This is a genomic window from Thermoanaerobaculia bacterium (assembly GCA_035593605.1).
In the GTDB taxonomy this organism is placed as follows: Bacteria; Acidobacteriota; Thermoanaerobaculia; order UBA2201; family DAOSWS01; genus DAOSWS01.
The window spans coordinates 1-25580 of record DAOSWS010000020.1 but is presented as its reverse complement, the minus strand read 5'-3'; the positions used below and the strand labels follow the sequence as shown (position 1 = coordinate 25580).

Here is a 25580-nt window from a genome sequence, read left to right as displayed (position 1 = left end):
AAATGAGTGGATGACGCTTGTGAATTATACAGGGAGGGAATGATGCGGACAAAACTCCTTACTATCACTCTTTGTGGAATTATTTTTACAGCTTCCTGGGCAGAAGGCACGACCTATTACGTACGAACCGACGGTGGAACGGGAACCGAGTGCTCCGGTCTCGTCAACGCACCCTATCCGGGCACGGGTTCGAGCGGAGATTGTGCCTGGTCCCACCCCTTCTGGGCCCTGGACAGCGGAGGAGATTGGATCCTCCAGGCCGGAGATACGCTCCTGATTGGTTCCGGGAGCTTTGAGATGGGGTACGGAGCGCCTAACACCGGCTGGTGCGATGCCGACGGCGCCTTTGAATGCCGTCTGCCGCCGCTCCCCTCCGGTTCCGATCCCATCCATCCCACGATCATCTCCGGATCATGCTCCAATCCTCCGGAATTGTGGGGAACCCAGCGTCCCTGGAGCATCCTCTCCCTCGAATCGACCTCCAACGCGGTCCTTTCCTGCCTCGAGATCACCGACCATTCCGGATGTGTAGAGTTCCACACCGATCCAGCTGTATCCTGTGAGAGGGATGCCTACCCCTTTGGAGACTGGGCGCCTGAAGGCATCTATGCTTCCGATTCTTCCAATGTCATTCTGAAGGACCTGAACATCCACGGTTTGGCCGCGACGGGGATCCATGCCGGCAGGATCCGGGACTGGACCGTCGAACGTGTAAGGATTGCCGGGAACGGCTTCGCCGGGTGGGACGGTGATCTCTGGGATGGGGATTCCGATTCCAACAGCGGGACCCTGATCTTTCGGGACTTCACCGTGGAGTGGAACGGATGCGCGGAGACCTACCCGGGAGAAGGACATGACCATTGCTGGGAGCAGGAAACCGGGGGGTACGGAGACGGTGTGGGAACGGGAGCTACGGGAGGTCACTGGATCTTTGAGGACTCTTACTTTGGTTATAACACCTCCGATGGCCTGGATCTTCTCTACGTCGGCCGGGAAGGGGAGGAAAACTCCTTCGTCGAGGTCCGCCGGACTGTGGCCGTGGGAAATCTGGGGAACCAGGTCAAGATCGGGGGAGCGTCCCTGGTGGAAAACAATGTCCTCGTGGGGAATTGCGGATATCTTTTCGGGAAGCCTTATTCCCAGGAAATTCTCACATGGTGCCGGGCGGGGGGGAATACCCTGGCCCTGAGTCTCCAGGCAGGCGATGCCAGCTCCGTGGTCAACAATACCATCGCAGGCCAGGGTGACGTCCTGCTGGAAGTGCAGTGTGATGAGGCACTTGAAAACTGTGACGGAAGCGAAACGGTTACCGTCATCAACAACATCTTTGCCGGATATGACGAATTTACCCCGTACCCGACCGGAGAGCAAACGGGCCTTCTCTGGGACCCGGACGGCTTCACGGAAGGCAGGATCGACTTCAACCTGATCTTCAATGTCAAGGACGAGACGGAGTGGTGCCCGATGGGAGTGCATGATCTCTGTCTCGATCCTCTGGTCTCAGATGGAGATATCGACCGGTACGACGGTCATCTTCTTCCCGAGAGTCCTGCCATCGATGCCGGGACCTTCAATGGCGCTCCCGACGATGACGTGGAAGGCAATATGCGCCCGATCGGTGCCGGGATCGACATGGGAGCCTATGAATACGGGACCGCCTCCCGCCGCCACAGCCGTCCCTTTGGAGGCCCGTAAGCCTGAAAGAAACCTCATTTCCACCGGCCTGTATAATAGATGTGGACATACCCGACTGTCCGTCACAATTGGAGGGCAACATTATGAAACGGTTCCTGCCGCTGCTAGGGCTTTTTTTTCTTTCCGCCGGATTTCTCTTTCCCTGCTCCGTCTTCAACTACACGAGGAGTGACGGAAAGACCTTTGTGGGAAGGAACCTGGACTGGATTCCCAGCTCCTACGGCTGGATCCAGTTTATTCAGCCGACAGAAGGAAAATACGGTGTGGTCCTCTTTGGAGCGGAGGAGCACATCTGGCCCCAGGGAGGGATGAATGACCAGGGTCTGGTCCTGGGGATGACCGCCACCCCCTTCCACGACATTCCCTCCGACCCGGCAAAGTTGACGATGCAGCTGGACTTCTGGGAAAAGCTCTTCACAACCTGTGCCACTGTACCGGAAGTCCTTGCGTTCCTGGATACCTACGACCTCTCCTCCAGGCCGAACTACTTTGAGCAGGGACAGATGCTCTGGACCGATCGCTGGGGCAATTCGGCGGTCCATGAAGGGGATGTGGTATCCCCCCGGCAGGGGTACTACCAGATGATCACGAATTTCTGCTATACCCGGCCCTGGCTGGGGGGCTATCCGTGTGGCCGATACAACCTGATCGACTATGTTCTTTCTGCTTCGCAGGACTATTCGGAAGAAGAATTAATGATGCTGGTCGAAATGGTTCACGGAACGGCATGGGGGGGCTACACGGTCTGGTCGGTCTTCTACGATCCCGAAACCCTCGATATCACGCTCTTCTATCGGGGAGATTTTACGCGCCCGCTCCATATGAACCTGAAGGAGGAGCTGGGTAAGGGGGTCAAGAAATACTACATGGACGACCTCTTTTCCGGGTGTGTGGGAGACTGGGAAGGGGACACGATGCCTGATGCCCGTCCTCTGCCCGGATGCGGAACCTCTGAGGCGGCATTGGAGTGTGATGGAGATGTCGATGTTTATACGTTTCAACCCTCCATCCTGGGAGAGTACACCTTCGAAACGACCGGTTCCACGGATACGCGTCTTGAAATCCTGGATTCCAGTGGAACGATCCTTCAATCCGATCAGAACGGGGGCCAGCAGGGGAATGCCCGTATCCAGATCCAGCTCGAAGGAGGTACGACCTATGGTGTTCGAGTCGGAGGCGAAGGGTATCCATCCACGGGCGAATATGGACTGTTTCTCTCGGGTTGCACCGGCCGGCGTAACTGTGGAATCGATCCGGCCAATGACGACCACCCCTTTGCACTGCCGATCCGGCAAACGGGAATATGGCATGCAGCCGTCGATTGTACCGGGGATATTGACTATTACGTCTTTCAGGTACCCGAATCCGGGACGTACGACATCTACACGGAGGGAACTACCGACACGGTTCTCCAGGTGGAAGACGGTCTTTACCAGATCCTCACCCGTGATGATGACGGCGGTGAAGGAAAGAATGCATCGGTCAGAATCGATCTGACGGCGGGTGATACGATCTGGATTCGAATCGGCGCATATGGAAACCATGGTACCGGGGATTACGATTTCATCATTGCGGATGGAAAGACGCGAACGACCTGGAACTGGATCGTTCCCGCCGCTGCGCGGATCAGCGGGGCTGCAGGAACCAGGTGGGTCACCGATCTTGTGATTCGAAACCAGGGGAGCACTCCGGCGGACGCCATGATGGAGTACTGGCCCCAGGAGGGCATTCAGCCGACTCCCATTCCCATTTCCATTCAGCCCGGGGCTGTGATGAAGATAGACAATGTGATTGAGGACCGGTTTCAGCTGCTTGAAAGTGCCGGCGCCATCCGTGTTTCATCGAATCAGCCCATCCTGGTATCCTCACGGACCTATAACCTCCTCGAGGAAGGTACCTATGGACAGGCAATCCCGGGACAGAGGGAGGAAGATGCTCTTCTTGAGGGAGAACGGGGATACCTGATCGGGTTGGCGGAATCGGATACGCATAGAACCAACCTGGGGTTTGTGAACCCGTTATCCTCCGATTCGACGGTCAGGATCACCATGTACGATACAACGGGAAATCCCATTGGATCTTCACGATCATGGACTCTTTCCGGGCATTCCTTTGTTCAGATCGATCATGTGCTGGAACAGTTCGGGACTCCTCCCATCGAAGAGGCCCGAGCGGAGGTTGAAATTCTTTCCGGTGCTGTTTTTTCTTACATTTCGATTGTGGATCAGAAAACGGGAGATCCTGTCTATCGGCCGGTCCAGCGCGCACTGGGGGCCACACGGGGACTTCCCGGTGTTTCCCGGGCTCCGGGAGAAGCCGGGACCCTGTGGAGAACCGAACTCTGGATTCTTTCAACTTCCTCCTACGAACAGGAGGCGATTCTGAAATTTTTGCCTCGGCAGGGAGAGTCCGGGTATGAAGACCTGCCTCTTATTATCCAGCCCGGTGCGATGATTCATGTGAACGATGCTCTGAATGAGATCTCGCACATTGCAGAGGGCTCGGGAACCTATGTGCTGGAAACCGGGCCGGAAGTCCTGGTCACGGGAAGAACCTATACAGAGAAGGAAATTGGCACCTACGGACAGGGACTGGTCTCTCTCCGCCCCGATCTTGCGATCTCGGGTGAAAACGCGGGGTACCTGATCATGGGGGAGGAGACGGAAAAATCGAGGAGCAATCTTGGATTGATCAACCCGGGACAAGATCCCGTGGATATCACGCTTCAGGGAATATCACCCGACGGAACAACCTTGCTTTCACATCAATGGACGATCGAAGGAGAAAGTTCCGTCCAGGTTGATCACATTCTAACCCTGTTTAGCCAGAACGATCTGGGATCGGCAACCATCAGGATTTCCATTTCCGACCCGGATAGAGGAGGTTCGATCTGGGCCTGGCTCTCTGTTGTGGATCAAGTTACCGGAGACGCGGTATTTGAAGAAGCCGTAGTGGAATCTATGGGGCCACCGCCTCAAAATCGTACTCTTTTGAGCCCGGTCAGCAAGCGGCCTCATCAGCCGAGAATTCTGGGCACGCTTCCATGAACCCGGAAAATGGATTTTAAGCTTCAGGAAATATTCACCGATCGTTTCGTGTTACACAGTGGACCCCAACAATTGAACTAAAGGAGTAACCCATGGCTCAGAATACGAGAACAGTGACGATGAAAGGTAACCCTCTTCCGCTGGAAGGCACCCTTCCGGAGATCGGGAAGCCCGCGCCTGATTTTGAAGCTTCAGCCAACGACCTCTCTCCTGTGACGCTTGGATCCCTGAAGGGCAAGACTCTGGTTCTTGTTTCCGTTCCATCCCTGGATACCCCCGTCTGTGACATGGAGGTAAGGCGGTTTAACAAGGAAGCCGCCAATCTCGACGACAATGTCAAGATCGTGACCCTGTCCATGGATCTTCCCTTTGCCCAGGCGCGCTGGTGCGGCGCAGCCGGCGTCGAACAGGTCCGCACCCTTTCTGACTATAGGACAGCTTCCTTTGGCCAGGCTTACGGCGTGTTGATTGGTGCCCTTCGTCTCCTTGCCCGTGCCATTTTCATTGTCGATGCCGATGGAATCCTGCGCTATTGTCAGGTTGTTCCAGAAGTCACAAGCGAACCCAATTACGAGGATGTTCTCGCTGCGCTAAAAAATCTATAGAAATGACTCTCCGTGGTACAATAAACCCGGTGAATCCAAGATAAAAGTCAACAAAATAAGGAGGTAGTAATGCTTAGCAAGAAGATGGAACAGGCGCTCAACGAACAGATCAACCGTGAACTTTTTTCCTCTTATCTCTATCTCTCCATGGCGGCGTACTTCGAGGACAGTAACCTGCCAGGTTTTGCCTCATGGATGCAGGTACAGAGCCAGGAAGAATATATGCACGCGATGAAATTTTATTCTTTCATCCACGAACGCCGCGGACGTGTGACCCTGAAGGCGATCGAGGAGCCGAAGCCGAAATGGAAATCCCCGCTGGACGCCTTCCAGGAGGCATTCAAACACGAACAATTCATCACGGGTCATATTAACGAGCTCGCGAACATGGCTTTGAAGGATAAAGACCACGCAACCCATATCTTTTTACAGTGGTTTATCACCGAGCAGGTCGAGGAAGAAAATTCCGCGGACGAGATTGTCCAGAAGCTCAAGATGATCGGCGACTCACAACAGGGTCTCTTCATGCTGAACCGTGAGATGGGTTTCCGCGGCCAGGCCGGCAAATAAATAGTAAGTAAATAAATAGTTTAATCATTAGCGCCCCTGATTTCAGGGGCGTTTTTTTTGAGACAAAGGGGCTTGACAAACCGGAAAAAGTGTACTAGTGTAGTAGTACAATGATACACATAACCCTAGACCCCCGATCCCCGCTTCCGCTTCATGAGCAGATCAAGGACCATTTTCGGTTCCTGATCGTTTCGGGCGCGATGGAGGATGGAGCCCAGCTGCCCTCCATTCGTGCTCTTGCCATGGAGCTCAACGTCAACCCCAATACCGTAGCCCGGGTGTACCGCGACCTTGAAGGTGAACATTTTGTCGAGAGCCGTCAGGGAAGCGGTTGCTTTGTCTCCGCCGGTGAAGCCCGGGCCCGCGAGGAACAGCGTTACGGCCTCCTGAAACGGGAGATCCGATCCCTCGTCGTTAAGGCGCAGGCCCTGGGTGTATCAAGAGAGAAGCTCGCCGGCATGATCAAGGAGGAATCCCATGACTGAACCTGTTATCACTGTCGAAGGTGCCGTTTTCGACTACCCCGGAAAACGTGCCCTGAATGGAATTGATCTTGTACTGAACCGGGGAACGGTCACGGGTCTCCTTGGGCCCAATGGTGCCGGGAAGAGCACGCTCGTAAAGCTCCTCAACGGTCTGATCCCCGCCTGTGCCGGAACGATCCGTATCCTCGGGCTGGATCCCTGGAAAGACCGCGCACAGCTTCAGAAGAGGATGGGCTTCGCTCCCGAGTCTTCCTATCTCTATCCCTGGATGAAGGTAAAAGACCACCTTGCCTTCTATGCGAGGAACTATCCGGGTTGGGACCTTCCATACGTGAAAGAGCGTCTGGACACCTTTAAGGTTCCCCTGGGAACGGCCGTAGAACGTCTCTCCAAGGGTCAGAGAGGTATGGTGTCCCTCCTGACAGCTCTCGGGCGGCGGAGTGAGATCCTCCTGCTGGACGACCCAACCCTGGGCCTGGACATTCCTTCCCGCAAATATCTTTACAGCAGTATCGTCGAAGACCTGGCAGAGAGGGAAGTCACGATCCTATTCGCCACTCATCTTCCCTCTGAGGTGGAAGGAATTCTGACTCATGCCGCAATCATGGACAACGGAAGGATCCTCAAGAGCGGATTCGTCGAGGATCTGAAGGGACTTTCTACATCTTCCGGCAGCGAGACCCGGGCCCTTGCTCTCGAAGACCTGGTTCTGTTAACCCTTGAGGAGGCACGCCATGATTCGTAAAGATTTCCGATATAACCTGTGGGTGATTCTTGTCCCTCTCGCGATTGCCGCTGTTTCCGTGATCGTGAAGCTGTTTAACCTTTCCTATCGGGGCTTCGGGCCCGGCGACATCTCGGAAGGTCTCTTCATGCTGACTTTCGGGCTGATCCTTCCTTTTACCGCCCTTGCCTGCGGAATGACCCTCTTCCAGCTCGAATCATGGACGATGGTGTGGACCTTTCCCGTCGGAAAGTTCAGGGTCCTGGCCCGAAAGTCCCTGACCGGGTTCTTCCTGATTCTGGCATCGGCCCTGTTGTCGTTGATGATCTTCTCGATGACGTCGGTACCCGATATTGTTTTCTCAGAGATCGTAGCATTCTGGCTCGTCACCGCAATCCTCTTCGTCCTTGGCGTGATTGCAGGTATTGCCACGAAGCGGGCGGTCCATGGAGTCATCTTCCTGATTCTTTCGGTCGCGGTCTCTCTCTTTCTGCTCTTTGTCACGGGCCTGTGGCTTCGCGTGGCCATGAGCATCATCTACTTTTCCCTGTTGTGGGCAGCAATCCTGTGCCTGGTCCTGATTCTCTTCCTGAAAGCTTCCTGGTATCTCCTCTTTGCCAGGGTCCGACCCACTCGACCTGTATTTAACGCCCTTCTGGGTGGCGGCCTCATTGTGGCTTCGGTGTTCTGCACCGCTCTTCTCGACAACGCTGTTCTCCTGCACTACACGAGTCTGCGTTCCCTGGATGACCTTCAAAACGTCTGGATCCAGCCCGGAAATGAATCCACGATTCTTGTAGAGGGGATGAGGGTTGGACCCTCCTGGCTAAAAAGCCTGGCGAAAAAGATGGATGTCAACTGGACCGCGTGGCCTCTACCAGCTCTTCTTGACCTGAAAACCGGTAAAGTCACGCAGCTGGGACGGTTTATCAGTCTCAACGCAGTCCAGGTCTCTCCCGATGGAACATTGATGGCGGGCCAGTATTACCAGTGGGAAGGCGCAACTGAATGGGGCATGGTGCTCACGGTATGGGACATGGAGGGGAAGGTGCGGTACTCCCTGGACCGCCTGGACGGCCGGGTTCCCGTGGAGCAGATTCTATGGTTACCCGGAGCCGCCCATCGACTGGCCCTTCTCAGCAGGAAATCCATTGAGGTTCACGATGTCGACCGAAATTCGATCGAAACCATCGATCTCCCAAAATCGGACGTCATTACCGATGATGTACAGATGACCGTACTGGGTGACTCCCTGTATTTCCTTTCCGTATATGGTGAAGATGGGTACAGGATCTGGAAACGGAAAAGCGGGGAGTGGATTTCCGCCTGTGAGTCCGGAACCCAGGCCCGTCAGCATTACCAGTCGAAACGAAAGTGGCAGTTCGGCCTCATGCCAAGTCGTGACTGGTTCCAGGTGGAAGACAGGATGATCTTTCTCAGGGAACGATCGGTAGACGACAGTACTCAGTGCGTAGCATTTAACAGAGAATACCGGATGAGACCGACAAACAGGGGAGTCGTGACCATCAAAGATGGAACGCTTACATTGCAGTCCTGGGACAACGGTTCGGAGATCCTTAAGCTTGATTTCCCGGAGCGATCCGCCTGGGTCATTCCCGGAGAGGACGGAGAAACCCTGTACACGGCGGCGACGGTGGGGAAGGGTAAGCGTTTCCTCATGAGGAAGGTCGATCTTCTTGGCGGGAACATCAGCGATCCACTCAAGACACTTGACGATGTCCGATGGAGTTACGTATTCCCGTCGAACGATAGAGATGTCCTGATAGAAGTGTACGGAAATCAGGTGATTCAAATCCTGAGGTTCAACCGCTCAACAGGTGAGATCACAACGATCCTGGAACACAAGAAGAATGAAATCTAAACGTAAAGGAAATTCTTTAATAATTCAGGTTAACGGATAGGCTGAAACCTAAGGAATGTGAACAAAATAAGCGGCCGGGATGAGACATCCCGGCCGTTTTTTCTTATAGTTTTCATGCTTATATGGTTTTGCCAAACCGCATGAAATGGCGCCCGGGACCGTAAAGATCCTTCACCGCGGTCTGCTGGTTGACCACGGCCGGTCTCCCCGCAGCTTCGCTCACGTTTACATACCCGCTGGATTCAAAGAGCCTCCTCGAGGCCACATTTTGTGGATCGATCGTAAGCTCGATACGACGAAATCCGCGAACGGCCAGAATCTCTTCGATCTTTGTCAGAAAGATCTTTCCGAATCCAGCACCCTGATGGTCCGGGAGGATCCCGATTTGCCATAGAAAATAGGCCTCCGATTCGTCCGAGAAGGGAAGGCCCAGGACAAACCCGGCCGGTTCCCCGCTATATTCAAGGAGAAAAGAGGTTGAGGGGGAAATTCTGAGCAAAATGGCGTAGACGTGATAGGGATAGTTCTCCAGAGGAGGGCATGCGGCGCTGAGCGCCCGGAAGTGATCGACGTCAGTTTCCCGGGCGGGTCGCACGGAGAGACCTGAAAGCCTTGCCGATACGGCATTTTTTCGCTTACGCATAATAAGCTCAGTGGTTCCAATGTCGGATCGGTGAACAAAGGTCCCCTCAATCGTTTCAATAGCGGATTCCACACGTTCGTTGGCTTCCGGAATGGTGGAACCTTCCGCAATTACAGCAATGCCCCGTTCTGATCCTACGTGAAGGAGGCCCGTCTCCGGATCGAGTCCGGCGCTGTGGTAAACCTGAACACCCAGATTCTCCAGCGTGGAAAGATCCACATCGACCTGGAGGGGCAGGTCATACGATTCGGGATAACCCGGAGGGACAAGATACTTGCAGACGGTTGCGCTTGAAGAAAAGGAAGGAGAAGGCGTCTCACCGTTCATCAGGGATAGAATCGTGTCAAAGAGGGGATCTTCCAGTCGAGTCATGATGTCCATCCATTCAGGATCCCCCGGGCGGAAATTGTACTCGATCAATACGGGCCCATTTCCAGTAAGCATAAACTGTCCATAGAGGAAACCACGGCAGGGAACACCGGTTTCTTTCAGGAACTCCGCCACGGTCCGGCGGATCAGACCGAGGGCCGTGTCGTAGTCATTTTGGGTAATGTAGGGCAGAAGATGTCCGGGACCGGAATAGGATCCCATACTGGCCGTGTTCGGCCCCAGGTCCCCCGGCAGGAGCTTCTTGAAATCCTGAACCAGGGGTGTGGGAATGACGGTGGATCCGTTGACGAGACACTGGAGCGTGAATTCCACTCCGACGAGCCGTTCTTCGATGATTACAGCGGGGCAATCATCTCCGCAACCCGCGAGGACCTCTTTGATATAGGTTCTGATTTCGTCAGGCCCCCTCAGCTGGTCCCCGGCTACGCGAACCCCCAGCCCGTCGGTCAGGCCGATCGGCTTGACTGCAACGTCCCAGTTCAATGTTTCCGCATACGTCTCCGCGGAGGCCCGGTCGTTGAAGCATGCATATGCGGGCTGATACCCGATGTCGTATCGTTTAAGAAAGTCCCGCGTGAATGCTTTATCGAATTCCAGCCGGGCGGCCTGTCTGGGAGGTCCAAAGACCGAAATGCCGGCTTCTTCCAGGTTGTCCACCAGTCCCGCAGCCAGAGGGGCAGCGGTTGTGGGAAGGACCAGGTCGGCTCCGCATTCCCGGGCAAAGGACGTAATGGTTGAAACGTCGTCGAGCTCACCCATGGCGTGAGAATTCACTACGGTCTGGATCCCGGGATTGGGCGTGTCAAGGAAAGCATGGGTGGTCAGAGAAGAGACTTCCTTCAGGTGTCTCAGGGTAATTTCTTCCTTGGCCCAGCTGCCGACAACGAGAACGGACGGTGAACTCATGCATCCTCCTTCTGATCTGCCCGGATCTCCTCTTCGGGAGCCAGGGCAATGGTAGAATCGTGATCGGAGAGGAGATTGGCAATTCCAATGGATCGCTCCTCCGGTGCTTCTTCGAGATTCAGGAGGAGTTCGCACCGGTCGCACCGTCGATCACAGAAGACGGCAGAGTAGGAGTCGGGTTCCTTATAAGTCGTAATGACACCGAGATAGTTGCGCAATACAACCTTGTTGGTGGAGAGGGAGATCATATAGTTGGGGGTAAGTGGGATCTTTCCGCCGCCGCCGGGAGCATCGATCACATAGGTGGGAACGGCGAGGCCGGACGTGTGGCCGATCAGGTTTTCAAGAATTTCTATGCCCTTCCCGACGGGGGTTCTCAGGTGAGAGAGGCCTTCCGAAAGATCACACTGGTAGAGATAGTAGGGACGGACACGGTTCTGAAGGAGCTTATGGTTCAGGCTCTTGATAATTCGATGGCAGTCATTTATGCCCGCGAGGAGAACAGTCTGATTTCCGAGTGGAAACCCGGCGTCCGCCAGTCGTGCCAGGGCTTCCTTCGAAGAGGCGGTGATTTCCCTCGGATGGTTGAAATGGGTATTGATCCATAAGGGCTGGTGGCGCTTCAACATCGTGACAAGAGCGTCGGTAATCCGGTAGGGGAGAACGACGGGCATTCGTGTTCCGATACGGATGATCTCTACGTGAGGGATTGCGCGTAACATCGTGAGGATCCAATCGAGAGCGTCATTAGATAGCATCAGAGGATCACCGCCCGACAGGAGGACATCCCGAATCGCCGGAGTTTCCTCAATGTATCGAATCCCCTCCATAATTTCCTCCCTGGAGGGGATAAAATCTCGGTCTCCGACTTTACGTTTCCGTGTGCAATGTCGGCAATACATGGAGCAGATATTGCTGATCATGAAGAGAACGCGGTCGGGATAACGATGGGTGATGCCGGGAACGGGGCTGTCAGATTCCTCGCGAAGAGGGTCAGACATGTCGTAGGGCATGACGGTCAGTTCCGCTACATCAGGAAATGACTGACGATAAATCGGGTCATTTCGATAATTATCGGTATCAATGAGGGAGAGGTAATAGGGGGTGACGGAAAGCGGGAACTTTGCAAGGGTTTCCTGAATATGTTCCAGTTCTTCCGGATCGTGGCGAATGCCGGTAAGAGATTCGAAAACGTCCAGGTCTCGTACGGAATGTTTAATCTGCCATTTCCAATCTTTCCATTTGTCAATCAGAACGTAGGGTTCTATTTTATTAGCTAGTTTTTTTTGGTAATTATCATATACTTTCATTTATATAACCTTATAGGATAATGTTGAGTACAGCATTTATTGTATATCATGTTTCCTGTAGACATGAAATATATTATAACACATGAAATCATATATGCAAAAATATGAAAGGAAAAACAATATCATGTATTATAATAAGGTGTAAATAAAATATATTATAAAAATGGAATATTTCCCCGGTGTCCCTTCCTTTTGGTGTAATCTCGAATTGTAAGAACAGGGGAGGGCACGGGAAGGCTGACCTTCCTTTTATTCGTTTTGAAGTGATTGAAACGAGGATGCGGAATTCTTCTGAAGAAGCGGTCGGCAGGCCGACCTTACTATTACTTCGAAAGGTACTCCTCGAAGGTTCCCCAGAACGGGTCGATCTTCGGGTGGACCAGGGGGAACGTTTCTCCTCCCTTTCGGTAGGTCATACCCTCTGATTGAGGTACAACCTCTCCCGCGATACTGGCGGGGATGCCCTCCGCCTGCAGGGCTTTCACCACGCCATCGGCCTGATTCATCTTTGCTGTGGCCAGAAGCGTGCCTTCGCTGATGGCAATATAGGGATCGATCGAAAAGACATCGCAGGTCTTCGCGATCACGTCCTGCAGGATCATGGCGTCCAGGTCAATTTTCATCCCAACCTGTCCACGCTCCGCCATTTCGACGAGTCCGCCGAATACTCCGCACTCCGTTGCATCGTGCATGGCGGTTACCCCGCCCGCCTCGGCTGCAACCAGGGCGTCCTGAACGGTACTCATCTGGTAATAGACCTTTTGCGCCTGCTCAAGGATATCTTTTCCGTGAGCTTCTTCAATGTATTTTGGAAAGTAGGCGGCCATGAGACCGGTCGTTTCTACCGCGGGTCCCTTGGAGACAATGACCGCGTCGCCGACCTTCGGCATTGGAATGATCAGTTTTTCCTTCCGATCGACTCCGATGATCGTGGCGCCTCCCACCATGGGGTAATTACAGCCCGCATACCGGGCGGTGTGACCCGTGACGACGGCGATTCCCAGCTTTTCGCATTCGCTGTGAACTGTCTCCCACATGGCAACCAATTCGGGTTCGGTCATTTCCGGGGGAAGGTTTAAATCGACAGAGAGAAAACGGGGGCGGATACCGCTTACGGCGACATCGCTTGCAATAATATGGACGGCAAACCATGCGGCCCGTTCAATCCCCAGCTCCTTCGCGATGTAGAAGGGATCGGTGGAGAGGACCATGACCTGTTCGCCAAGATCGATGACTCCGAAATCGACGCCATGCTGGGGTTTAACCAGGACGGCAGCATCCCTCGCACCCAGGCGGGGATAGATGACACGATGAAAGAACTCGGGCGGTATCTTGCCCAGAGGGGGAAGATTCTCCATTGCTTGCTCCTTTGAATTTTCAGGTTCAGTTTGTCAGGTTAAATCTTCGAAAAGGCCTTGTCAAGGTCCGCGCAGATATCTTCCGGATCCTCCAGTCCGACAGAAAGTCTAACCATTCCCTCGCGAATCCCCGCTTCGGCCAGCTCCTCCTTGTTATACGCCGAGTGAGTCATGGAGGCCGGGTGCTGAATCAGGGATTCAATATCTCCCAGGCTTACGGCAAGTGCGCAAATTTCGACGTTGTTGATTACCCGTTTTGCTGCCTCAAATCCCCCCTTAACATCAAAGGTGATGAGGGCTCCGGGTTTGAGCATCTGCTTCTTTGCAATATCGTACCCGGGGTCGGTGGGGAGGCCGGGGAATGCGATGCGCTCCACTTTCGGATGTCTCTGGAGATATTCGGCGATTACCTGAGCGTTGGCGCAGTGACGGTCCATCCGGATGGGGAGGGTCTTCATTCCCCGCATGATCAGGTACGATTCAAAAGGACCGAGAACCGCGCCCGTGTAGTCCTTCAGGCCTTCGCCCCGGACCCGTGCCATGAGCTCTTTACTTCCTACAGCGAACCCTGCAATCACGTCCCCATGGCCGTTCAGGTATTTTGTTGCGGAATGAACCACGACGTCAGCTCCCAGTTTCAGAGGCTGCTGGAGGTACGGCGTGCAGAAGGTATTGTCGAAGACGACCTGCAGGTCGTATTCGTGAGCCAGATCGGAAAGGGATTTGATGTCATAAACATCCAGAGTCGGGTTCGCTGGTGATTCAAAAAAGAAGATCTTTGTCTCCGGACGAATGGCTTTTCTGACTTCTTCGGGTTTGGAGGCGTTCACAAAAGTGGTGTTGATACCGAAGCGGGGAAGGCCGTGGCTCATGAGAGAAAAGGTGCAGCCGTACAGGGTTCTCGAAGCAACAATATGGTCTCCCTGCTTCAGCATCGTCAGCAGGGTGGCGGAAATGGCTCCCATGCCGGATGAAAAGCAGACCGAAGCTTCCCCGCCCTCCATGATGGCCAGCTTCTCTTCGATCACGACGTGATTGGGATTACCCATGCGGGTGTAAATGTAACCCTCTTCTTCGCCCGCAAATCGACGCCCGCCCTGCTCTGCACTCTCAAAGACAAAGGTGGATGTCTGGTAAATAGGAACACTCAGCGATCCCGTGTGGGGATCCGGATGGCTCCCGCAGTGAATGATTTTGGTATGAAGACGGCAGTTTTTCAGACAATGTGACATGGTTTCCCCCCTGTATTCCTGATTATCGTTATTGTAATCTTTCGATTATAGCACCCCTTCTCGTTCTGCTTGCAAGCCCTTGCAATGCGTGATAGGTTGACGGCATGGTGAATGCATTTTTTACATTGAAATATCTGGAACCGACCTTCTGGGTTCTGGGAGGCGCTGCCGTGGGCTTTATCGCCGAGAAGGTAGTCCTGGCGCGTTTGAAGCGCCTGGCTCGAAGGTCGGAAAGCAGGCTCGACGACATCCTGGTCGCATCTCTCCGATGGATGATTTTTCTCTGGTCCACACTGCTGGGTGCCCATGTCGGCCTCAAGAGTCTTCAGCTTCCTCTTCATACCAGTGTCTTTCTCTCTGATGTCCTGACCGTTCTTATCCTTGTTTCCGCCATTATCGTTGCGATGAGAATCGCCAGTTCGATGATGACCGAGTATCTGGACCGTTACATGCCTGCTTCGACGACTCTCATCCGGGTCGTCATCAACCTTGTGATCGGTACGATGGGAGTCCTGATCATTCTGCAGTTTCTGGGGATCTCCATTACTCCCATCCTCACCACCCTGGGTGTGGGAGGTCTGGCCGTAGCCCTGGCGCTTCAGGACACCCTTGCCAACCTCTTTGCCGGTCTCCATATCCTGGCCACGAGACAGGTCAAACCCGGGGACTTCATCCGAATCGGGTCCGGCGAGGAGGGTTTCATCATGGATGTGGGATGGAGAAATACGACGATTCAAACGATTCAGAATAATATCGTTATTATCCCCAATTCCACGATGGCCTCCGCGATCGTCACCAATTTTCAGCTTCCGGAAAACGATTTTTCCGTTCCCGTGGGAGTCGGAGTAAGCTACGCATCGGATCTTTCGAGAGTGGAGGAGATTACCCTGGATGTGGCCCGGGATGTTCTTCAAACCGTGGAAGGGGGGGTTCCGGATTTTGAGCCACGGGTCCGCTACAGTTCCTTTGGAGATTCTGCCATTCTCTTCAACGTCATTCTCAGAACAAAGGACGTTCAGTCACAGTATATTCTCCGTCATGAATTCATCAAGCGTCTCCATCGCCGTTACGAAAAGGAAAACATCAACATTCCTTTTCCGATTCGCACGGTTTATCTCAAGCAGGAGAAAGAGGATTCCGCGGAATAAGGTTTTCCTTAAAACCAGCGTTTACGTTTGAAGTAGAAGATCAGTCCGCCCGCGATCATGATCATGACACACCACACTGCGGCATAGCCGTGTACCCATTCCAGCTCCGGCATGAATTTGAAGTTCATCCCGTAAACGCCTGCTACAAAGGTGAGAGGAATGAAGATCGTGGCGAAGATCGTCAGAACCTTCATGACCTCATTCATCCGGTTGCTCATTCCGGAGAGATAAAGATCCAGCATGCCTGCGATGATGTCTCGATAGGTTTCCACCGTTTCCATGACCTGGATCGTGTGATCGTAGAGATCACGCAGGTAGAGATGGGTCTCCAGGGAAATCAGATTCGTCTCTTCCCGTTCGAGAAGGCCAATTGCTTCCCGAAGGGGCCAGATTGACCGGCGGAGGAGAATGGCTTCCCGCTTCAGACGGTGAATTGACTGCAGAGTCGTTTCGGTAACCGTGGCTATCAGGTCCTCTTCCAGAGACTCGATGACTTCCCCGATCTGCTCCAGGACGACGAAATAATGGTCGACGACGGCGTCCATGAGGGCGTATGCCAGATAATCATTCCCCAGGGAACGAATCCGGGTTTTCCCGGCCCGGATCCTGGATCGAACGAAGTTAAAAACATCTCCATCACGTTCCTGGAAGGTGAGCACAAAGGTCTTTCCCAGGATAATGCTGACCTGTTCGGATACAAGCTCATTTCGCCCTGGATCGAAAGAGATCATGCGCAGAACGACAAAAATGTAATTATCGAAGATTTCGACCTTGGGCCTCTGGCCGGTATTCAGAATATCTTCCTGGGTCAGGGGATGGAGGTGAAAGATCTCTCCGATGTTTCGGATCGTTTCCACATCGTGCAGTCCGGTCACATTCATCCAGGAAGTGGTCCCCGGTTCCACAAGGCTTTTAAGATCGGGAACTGCGGTCGGAGTATATTCACTGATTTTTTCTGCAGAATAATCAAAAACGGAAATCGTTACAGAATCACTTTTCTGATCTCCCAGAAAGATCAGGGAACCCGGGGCGAGCCCTATCTTCTGGGTACGGCGTCCATTAGCCAGTCTGCCCACGATCGGACTCCTTTCCATCTTCTTTCTCAAACGTAGCATAGGTTGCACGATCTCTGCCTTCCTGCTTCGAGCGGTAGAGCAGTGCATCGGTCATATTCAGCATTTCATCCAGGGCACAGCAGGGGTATGGGAACGTCGCCACCCCCATGCTCAGGGTAACGGCCCAGCCATGACGGGTCATGGTCTCACGCACGTTATCCCGGATTCTCTGCACAACTTCCGACGCGATCTCGGCCCGGGAATCCGGCAGTAAAATAACGAATTCATCTCCCCCCATGCGGGCCAGAATGTCCGTCGCACGAATGGAGAGACTTAACGTTCCTGCCAGCAGGTACAGAAGGCGGTCTCCCTCGCTGTGCCCCCGGGTATCATTCACCTCCTTGAACCGGTCGCAGTCGAGGTAGATGAGGCTTATCGGGGATGAGTTACGCATCGATCGCTGACGTTCGCGTTCACCGATCTCAAAAAATTCCCTGCTGTTGGAGAGGCCGGTCAGGGGATCCTGGCGGGAGAGGTCCCGCTCCGATATAAGAAGGTTGTGAACCTTGTCCAGCAGAAAGGCGATAAGAAGAAAGAAACCAAGACGGATTGCGGCGTTCCAGTATACAAAAAGAGGGTTGCTGTACTGATGTCCCGATGCCACGTCGGCCGTTCCCCAGACAATCGACCCGATAATGCCGATGATCATTCCGGCGTAAGCGCCCCCGAACCAGGTAGCGACCATGATGGGGATGAGGTAAAAGATGGAAAAGCTGAGCTCGGCTCCGGTGACGTAATCCACGATACCGATGATCCCGATGAGTAGTAGTGATAGCAGTCCCGTAGCGACAGGGGAAATCGCCCGATCCAGGAGGTCGTTGCGGAGTAGATTCATGAAGCGCTTCTCGATTCTGAATGCAGAACCGGTTGTCTGTTTCGGTGAAAAATCACCCTATAATTATACACCCGGAATTCTTCAGGTACGGAAATCCGATATCAAGTCTGTCCAGTCTTTCGATTCTACCCGGATCCGGTTACATTTTATGGGCAGGTCCCTGAATTCTCCCTGGCGCTGTTACTGCAGACGCCTGATATGGTTGTGCCGTTGCGGGGGCCGCCTGTGGCTGTTCCCCACGTACTCTCCGTTCCCGCACCGTCAGTTCCCACAAGTACGAACCACACATTCGTTGTGGATCCAATTTCCCAGGTATGGGGGTTATCCAGCGTACACTGCCATCCCGAAACCGTGTACGAAGCAATCGAACTTAGCGGTCCCATGACCAGGTCCGCCTCTGCCGGAGAGCACATGTCATCCCAGGAAACCGTCAGCTGCGAACCCGTGGGGTCGGTCTTGGATACCATCACAGCCGTCGACCCGCCGCTTCCGTCCGGAATTGGCGTCGGTCCCGTGGACCCCGGCGTGCATGCGTTCATGTTGCATCCTTCGGGAGCCGTATAGTTGACCGCCACGTTATCCACTTCCCAGTACCAGCCGTTGTTGGATACGTAACGGAACCGGACCTGGCAGTTTGTCTCTCCCGCGTAATCCATGAGGTCGATTAATGCGTGGGCATAAACAGACGAGGTTCCCGTTGTGGCGGAATAGTGGGCCAGCTCAGTCCAGGTGGTCGTCTGGTCCGAAATGAAGTCCACGTACCCATCTTCTCCAGGAGCCGAGAAAACATAGAAATAATGGTCGTACTCGAGATCCACGCTTGTGGCCGCTGCGGGAATGTCGAAGGCAGGTGAAATGAGCCATTCGTCCTGATCCTCTACTGGAGAATAGTAGACCCGGACCACGGCACCGTAGCTCCCGCCCTTGGCGTAGTTGTACCAGTCATTGTTATTCCACGTCCCCGGAATACTTCCGTGATCTTCGATCGTCCATCCCGCCGGAGGATTGTCCCCTGCAGGGCCCCAGCTTCCCTCGAAGTCTTCATTCAGGAGAGATCCACCTCCGAAAAGAATCTCGCCGATCGTCTGGCTGAACGTGTCCGTCCACGTAGTCCCAAGATCCGACGTGATCTCGATGGAAAAGTCCACTACGTCCGCACAGGGGGCTCCTGACGGCAGCTGGACCGTCACATGGTCTCCCTGGGAGAGTCCCGTTGCACCCCGGGCGATGGCTCCAAACGATGCAGACCCATCTATCATCGTCATGCCCGTCGTGTTCGAGGTGACCGTGGCGGTTACGTTCGTCAGATCCACGGTGCCATTGTTTTCCACCGTCAGGCTGAATTGTACCTGTTCTCCAGCATCCCAGATCCCATCGACCGAGCCACCCGTTCCTGTACAGCTGTCCGTCACCAGAGCGTGCGTGCTGTACGCCGCATGGGGTCCGCATGCCGATCCAGGGAAGGTGAAGATCAGGCTCCAACCCGTAAGGGTGCCGGAGTCCCCGGTTCCATCGTCGGATACTTCCAGCGTCCACGTTCCGTTCGCCATCATGGTGTACAGCCTTGACAGGTCGCCCTCCGGTCGGAAGGAGCCCGTGAAGGGTGCCGCACCCGTCGTGATACTATTCGCCGCTTCCTGGTCGAAGATCGTATCGATGTAATTATCTCCACCAACCCCATTGTCGGTCGAAAGCTCGACTCGCGTACTGTCCGGTGCAATGAGGAAAATATCCAGGTCTCCGTCGTAGGTGTGGGTGATATTGATCAAAACATTGATATCAAGGATTTCCTTCGTGTCCGGTACGTCGATCCTGGAAGTCACCGTCACATTGTCGCTGATCGCCTTGGGCACGTCGGTAGAAGGGATGGTGGGATTGACATTCTTGCCCGTTTGGAAGGTAAAGTAGCTGCCTCCATTATCGTCATAGGCCGTGTTTCCTGCTGAATCACTGGATTCCACCCGGTAATAGTATGTAGAGCATTCCGTAAGACCGGTCAGGAAAAGGGTGTGAGATGTTACAAAATCGGCATCGGTTTCCGTGGCCCAGGTTGGAGGCGTCAGACCGTAATGGACGACGGAATCGGCATTTTCATTCGTGTCCCAGAGGATGTCGGCACTGTTTCCCGTCACATTGTCGGAGTGGACGTTGGAAATTATGGGTGACAGGCAATCGATGGCGGCCGTGTCAACTCGTGGGATATTGGTGCCACCCTGACCATCACTGGCGTCAATGTATTGTACGGTAACGGTATCGCCATCCGAAACAGATAGTTCGCCATTCCCGTTGACCGGGACGAGGGAAACTGAGGGGATCGTTCCCGAGAAATTGCCGGAGTCGGCGGGGGTTTCCATCAGGGAAACGGTTTCAGGCGTCGATTCCGTGTCCGACCAGATCGTGACATTCTGAGTGCCCGCCCCCACAAGGGAACCGTCATAGACAGAGATCCCAATGGTATCGTTACAGGTATACGATTCGGCATCCAATTCGACTTTCCCAATTTCATCATTAATGGAACAGGAGGGGAGAGGGTGGGAACCGGCCTGATTCGTATCCCAGATATTCTGAATCCGCACACCACGGTTGGCGCAGGTCCCACAGTGGTGCAGGGCTATGATCTTGTTGCTCCCATAGGAGAGAACGGGCGACCCGGAATTTCCACCCTCTGTATCACAATAGTACCCAATTTCAGGAACGCTCCCGCCTACGCATACGGGCTCCGTCTGCGAGGTTACATGGCAACGATCGTCCGGATCATCCTGGGAAGCCGTGGATTCGAGGCTGATTTCCTTCGGCCGTCCGCTGGGATGGCCGACGATGTACATCAGCTCTCCGATATCTGCCAGGCGATAGTCGATATGGAGCCAGCCATAGGTGGCGGCCGGATCTTCAGAGACGGGTGCCTGGATCAATGTGTAGTCCAGATTATGGTTATTTTCGAGCCAGGTCCCGCCCATAAAGGAATATTCCCACGTCGCTCCCGACCCGCCGCAGGTGGGATCCTGGTACATGAATTGAAATTCCATACGATTGAGCTCGCCCTGGGTGTCAAAATCGGAGTCATCCCACGTGCAGTGGTTGTTTGTGATGATATGGTCTTCACAGGAAACGAGCCATGCCGTGCACAGGGAACTGCCATCCATGACGATCCGCGCCACTGCCCGGGCCTTTTCATACACATCCGGTTCCGATGATTCATAGCAGATGGCATCCTTCTTGTCATCGATTCCGCAAATGCTTTGCATGCCGTACATGCGGTCAAGCTCCTGGTCGTTATATCCCCGCGTGATCCGTTCCACCCTGTAGCCATAATGTTCTTGTTCCTTGTTGCTCGAATAGAGCGTCAGAACAGCCTGTTTGCCCTGAACCATCTTGGAGATGAAATCACCTCCCTGATCAAGAAAGCCTTTTCCTTCGAGGATCTGGAAGATCTTACCGTTACCATCGGATATTTCAAGGTAATCCCCCGGAGCCAGATCAAAGGTCCTGAATTCGAACACCAGGTACGCAGCCCCCGGATGGGTATAGGTGTCTTCCCAGACCGGTACGGTCTTTCCGCTTTCCGATCCAGGATAGGGGTGAGGTGTTTCAAGGATGGTATCCCGAATATGTTCCCCGATGACGAGGGGCGCAGATGATGCCGTGCAGATGATCGGCATGCCGACAACAAGAATAAGGTAAATCCAGAAGAGGCGACAAGATCTCATTCCAATTCCTCCATCGAATGTACTCCGTGCACAATCCGACCATTGTACAATGATCTTTCCATTGAACCAACCAGTCTTCACCTGACCGGAAAAAGGTGGATGACACTCACGGCTGTTTCCGCACCGGAATACAGGATCGGGAATGAAAACAGATTCTCATTGGTACAATAGGGGATATGTCCGATCAATTTCGCCTCGTCTCTCCCTTCCAGCCCCAGGGAGATCAGGTCCGGGCCATTGAGTCCCTGGTCAGAGGTCTATCCGCCGGTCAGCGGGAACAGGTACTCCTGGGTGTTACCGGTTCTGGAAAAACCTTTACCGTGGCGAGGGTCATTGAGGCGATCAATCGCCCGACCCTGGTGCTCTCCCACAATAAGACCCTGGCGGCCCAGCTCTACCAGGAATTCAAGACCTTCTTTCCCGACAATGCCGTGGAGTATTTCGTCTCCTACTACGACTACTACCAGCCTGAGGCCTATGTACCCCAGAGTGACACCTATATTGAGAAGGATGCCTCCATCAACGATGAAATCGACAGACTCCGCCTGAAAGCCACCCAATCCCTCTTTGAGAGGCGAGATGTCCTTATCGTTGCCTCTGTTTCGTGCATCTACGGCATCGGGGCTCCGGAAGTCTATTACAGTATGCTCTATTTCTTCGAAGAGGGCAGGGAGCAGCCTCTCGGGGAAGTTCTGGCCTCCCTGGTTTCCATGCAGTACGAGCGGACACCCTATGACCTCTACCGGGGAGCCTTTCGCCTTCGCGGAGACACGCTCGAGATCTTTCCTGCCTACGAGGAGACTGCTCTGCGGGTCGAATTTTTCGGGGACACGATTGAAGCGATACAACGCATTGATCCAGTGCGTGGAACTGCAATCCAGCGGGAAAAGAAGGTCTCCATCTTTCCGAAGACACACTATGTCACGCCCCAGGATCAGATTCACAAAGCCGTGAAGTCGATTCGGGACGAGCTGGCCATTCGGCTCAAGGATCTCGAGGCACAGGACAAACTGGTTGAAAAACAGAGGCTCGAGGAGAGGACTCGATACGATCTCGACATGCTGACCCAGGTGGGACATTGCCCGGGTATTGAAAACTACTCCCGCCATCTTACCGGTCGCAATCCCGGTGAACCTCCGCCGACGCTCCTGGACTACCTTCCGAGCGATTTTCTCCTTGTCGTGGACGAGTCCCACCAGACCATCCCTCAGGTCCGGGGCATGTATAACGGAGATCGATCCAGAAAGCAGACCCTTGTCGATTTCGGATTCCGCCTCCCCTCGGCCCTGGATAACCGCCCGCTGACCTTCGAAGAGTTTATAAAAAGGGTAGGAGATACGATATATGTGTCTGCCACACCGGGTCCTTACGAGCTTGAAAGAGCTGGCGGTCAGGTTGTTGAGCAGGTCATCCGTCCTACGGGTCTCCTCGATCCAATCATGGAGGTCCGCCCGACAAAGGGGCAGGTGGACGATCTCTATGACGTGATCCTGGAGTGCGTGGGCAGAAATGAACGGATCATGGTAACGACCCTGACCAAGCGAATGGCGGAAGACCTGACCGAACACTACCGGGAAATGGGACTGAAATGCCGTTATCTCCATTCCGACATCGATACCCTTGAACGAATCGCCATCCTGTCCGATTTTCGGCGGGGAGAGTTTGACATTCTGATCGGCATCAACCTTCTCCGGGAGGGACTGGACCTGCCGGAAGTTTCGACGGTAGCCATTTTAGACGCGGACCGGGAAGGATTTCTCCGGAGCGAGACGTCCCTGATTCAGATTGCGGGTCGAGCGGCCAGGAACCTGGGCGGAAAGGTAATTCTCTACGCTGACACGATCACACGTTCCATGCGCAGGGCAATGGAGGAGACCGAACGCAGGCGGACCATTCAGGAAGCCTATAACCGGGAACACAACATTGAGCCGGCTTCGATCATCAAGGACGTGAATTCGGAACTGGTTCGAATGAGCAACCTGGATTACTTCGATACCCCCTCCACCGGAGAGGTCAGGGAATACCAGGACGGAGAATCGCTCCTCAAGGCGATCAAGAGGCTGGAAAAGGAGATGAAGGAAGCTGCCGCCCGCTGGGAGTTTGAGAAGGCTGCAGAACTTCGGGACCGTTTGAGGGAACTGAAGGCCATGCAGGTGTTTTCGTGACCATTCGGAAAGAGGAGCTCGCTTCCGTTCCGGAGTCTCCCGGCGTCTATCTTTTCAAGGAGGGGGAGAGGGCGCTTTATGTCGGAAAGGCTGTCAATCTGAAACGGAGGGTCCTTGACCACCTTCAGGCTCCCGGGGATGAAAGGCATCGGACGTTCCTCAGGCAGTCGGACCGGATCGATTACATCGTGACCCAGGATGAACGGTCCGCGCTCTTTCTGGAAAATATACTGATTAAACGTCTCCAGCCGCCCTACAATATCCTGCTGAAGGACGATAAGACCTACCCGTACATCGTTCTGACCACATCAGAACCCTTTCCCCGGATCCGGTTTACCCGGAGAATCGGCCACCTTAAGGACGCCTATTACGGTCCCTTTGCCTCGGCGGCGACGGCCCGCTCCCTGGTCAAGTTCGTTGCGAGACACTTTCAGATCCGAACCTGCGATCTCGATCTGGATCGCCCCCTGGATCGGCCCTGTCTCTACTACCATATGGGTTCCTGTCTCGGGCCCTGTGTTCCGGGTTTGACTCACCCCACTCTCTATGCAGAACGGGTGCGGGAAGCCGTACTCTTCCTCTCAGGAAGGGATAAAGAACTGCGGAAGGAGATCCGTTTGAAGATCGAACGCTTGGCCCGGAAACAACAATTCGAGGAAGCCGCGGCGTATCGGGATCTCTTTGAAGTAATCACGCGAATGGGGGAAAGACGCAGAGTTGCCGATGCCTCTGATGAAAACGTAGACGTCATAGCCCACCACCGGGATCGTGCAAACGTGGCCCTGGTGGTGCTTGTCTTTCGAAAAGGGCTCCTGGTGGATAAGCGGGAATACTTCTGGGAAGGCATACCCTGGCGGGAGGACTTCTACGACGAGGTTGTTCCCCGTTTCTATGTTTACAACCCGAGGGTTGCATCCCGTGTGATTCTCGATTCGGCCCCGGTTTCTTCCCGGGACCTTGAAATCAACCTGTCCCTGGTCCGTCGCGCGAAAGTGCGGGTCCTTTCCCGTCCCCCCGGCATCTGGAAGGAACGAATGGCCATGGCGAAGGAGAATGCCAGGCTGGCTTTTCAGAGACGGTTTAAGGGATTCGTGACCCCCGTTCCCGGTCTCGAGGAGTTGGAAACCCTATTAAAGCGTCCTGCCCTTCGGATAATCGAAGCCTTCGATATTTCCCACTACAGGGGCCGTGATCGTTATGGTGCGATGATCTGCTTCGACCGGGGACAGTTCGTAAAGAAGAACTACCGCACGTTCCGCCTGGAAAGCTCTCACCCGGAAGACGATGTGGCGGGAATGGGGGAGATGGTTTCCAGAAGATACCGTCGGGTTGCGGATGAGGGCGGGTCTTTACCCGATCTGATTCTTATTGACGGAGGGCCGACCCAGGTCCGTGCCGCTTCCGATGCTCTGCGTTCCCTGAACCTGTCCATCCCCCTGGTCGGACTCGCCAAGCGTGAAGAAGAGATTGTCTTTCCCGGATTGAAACCCTCGCTGACACTCTCCAGGTCCGATCCTGCTCTTCAGCTTCTTCAGCGGATTCGTGACGAGGTCCATCGTTTTGCGATCACCCGGCATAAAAAGAAGAGAAAGAAACGCACCCTCGCTAGCCCCCTGACCGAGATTCCTGGAATTGGGGAAAAGACAGCAAAGCGTCTCGTGAAAGAACTCGGGTCGGTGAAAAAGGTCAAGGAAGCTCCAGTGGAGACTCTCCAGGCCCTCCTGGGCCCCGCCCGCGGCCTGGCCCTCTACGAAGCCCTGCAT

Annotated in this window: 17 protein-coding genes; 10 read left to right on the top strand and 7 right to left on the bottom strand. The window is 54.2% G+C overall.

Annotated features, from left to right (window positions below):
• Positions 1–42 precede the first annotated feature (42 nt).
• The 7 genes from PLD04_10660 (at position 43) to PLD04_10630 (ending at position 9008) form a co-directional block, all read left to right on the top strand.
• Entirely contained in the window at positions 43–1695 is a 1653-nt protein-coding gene (locus PLD04_10660; GenBank protein ID HXK68796.1) for a choice-of-anchor Q domain-containing protein, read from the top strand.
• A gap of 83 nt (positions 1696–1778) precedes the next feature.
• The gene (locus tag PLD04_10655) at positions 1779–4742 is read left to right on the top strand and encodes a hypothetical protein (GenBank protein ID HXK68795.1); all 2964 of its coding nucleotides are present in this window, start codon (positions 1779–1781) and stop codon (positions 4740–4742) included.
• 92 nt (positions 4743–4834) lie between these two features.
• Positions 4835–5347: a thiol peroxidase gene (gene tpx / locus PLD04_10650; GenBank protein ID HXK68794.1), complete on the top strand. Its 513-nt coding sequence runs from the start codon at positions 4835–4837 to the stop codon at positions 5345–5347.
• A 69-nt stretch (positions 5348–5416) separates the two neighbouring features.
• Entirely contained in the window at positions 5417–5917 is a 501-nt protein-coding gene (locus tag PLD04_10645; protein HXK68793.1) for a ferritin, read from the top strand.
• Between the two features lie 110 nt (positions 5918–6027).
• On the top strand, positions 6028–6402 hold the full coding sequence (locus PLD04_10640; protein HXK68792.1) for a GntR family transcriptional regulator: 375 nt from the start codon (positions 6028–6030) through the stop codon (positions 6400–6402).
• Positions 6395–7147, top strand: coding sequence for an ABC transporter ATP-binding protein (locus tag PLD04_10635; protein HXK68791.1), 753 nt, complete (start codon positions 6395–6397; stop codon positions 7145–7147). The genes PLD04_10640 and PLD04_10635 overlap by 8 nt, the downstream gene beginning before the upstream one ends.
• Positions 7137–9008 (top strand): hypothetical protein, encoded by a 1872-nt coding sequence (locus PLD04_10630; GenBank protein ID HXK68790.1) that lies wholly within the window; start codon positions 7137–7139, stop codon positions 9006–9008. The genes PLD04_10635 and PLD04_10630 overlap by 11 nt, the downstream gene beginning before the upstream one ends.
• Positions 9009–9126: 118 nt before the next feature.
• Here the strand turns inward: PLD04_10630 and purD are convergent, their stop codons facing one another.
• The 4 genes from purD to megL all read right to left on the bottom strand — a co-directional run bounded on the left by purD (position 9127) and on the right by megL (position 14847).
• Complete coding sequence (gene purD / locus PLD04_10625) at positions 9127–10947, bottom strand: phosphoribosylamine--glycine ligase (GenBank protein HXK68789.1); 1821 nt, start codon at positions 10945–10947, stop codon at positions 9127–9129.
• On the bottom strand, positions 10944–12257 hold the full coding sequence (ablA, locus tag PLD04_10620) for a lysine 2,3-aminomutase (protein HXK68788.1): 1314 nt from the start codon (positions 12255–12257) through the stop codon (positions 10944–10946). The genes purD and ablA overlap by 4 nt, the downstream gene beginning before the upstream one ends.
• A 323-nt stretch (positions 12258–12580) precedes the next feature.
• Positions 12581–13615, bottom strand: coding sequence for an AIR synthase family protein (locus PLD04_10615; protein HXK68787.1), 1035 nt, complete (start codon positions 13613–13615; stop codon positions 12581–12583).
• Between the two features lie 38 nt (positions 13616–13653).
• Positions 13654–14847, bottom strand: coding sequence for a methionine gamma-lyase (megL, locus tag PLD04_10610; protein ID HXK68786.1), 1194 nt, complete (start codon positions 14845–14847; stop codon positions 13654–13656).
• A 104-nt stretch (positions 14848–14951) separates the two neighbouring features.
• Between megL and PLD04_10605 the strand changes: the two genes are divergently transcribed.
• Positions 14952–15995 (top strand): mechanosensitive ion channel family protein, encoded by a 1044-nt coding sequence (locus tag PLD04_10605; protein HXK68785.1) that lies wholly within the window; start codon positions 14952–14954, stop codon positions 15993–15995.
• 8 nt (positions 15996–16003) lie between these two features.
• Here PLD04_10605 and corA read toward each other — a convergent pair whose 3' ends face one another.
• The 3 genes from corA to PLD04_10590 form a co-directional block, all read right to left on the bottom strand.
• Positions 16004–17071: a magnesium/cobalt transporter CorA gene (gene corA / locus PLD04_10600; protein ID HXK68784.1), complete on the bottom strand. Its 1068-nt coding sequence runs from the start codon at positions 17069–17071 to the stop codon at positions 16004–16006.
• Entirely contained in the window at positions 17055–17945 is an 891-nt protein-coding gene (locus PLD04_10595; protein HXK68783.1) for a GGDEF domain-containing protein, read from the bottom strand. Before PLD04_10595 ends, corA begins: the two co-directional genes overlap by 17 nt.
• A gap of 146 nt (positions 17946–18091) precedes the next feature.
• On the bottom strand, positions 18092–21652 hold the full coding sequence (locus PLD04_10590; GenBank protein ID HXK68782.1) for a proprotein convertase P-domain-containing protein: 3561 nt from the start codon (positions 21650–21652) through the stop codon (positions 18092–18094).
• Between the two features lie 176 nt (positions 21653–21828).
• Between PLD04_10590 and uvrB the strand changes: the two genes are divergently transcribed.
• Entirely contained in the window at positions 21829–23817 is a 1989-nt protein-coding gene (gene uvrB, locus PLD04_10585; protein HXK68781.1) for an excinuclease ABC subunit UvrB, read from the top strand.
• Positions 23814–25580, top strand: a 1767-nt coding sequence (gene uvrC, locus PLD04_10580; GenBank protein ID HXK68780.1) for an excinuclease ABC subunit UvrC, incomplete at its 3' end; no start/stop codon positions are given. The genes uvrB and uvrC, both read left to right, overlap by 4 nt.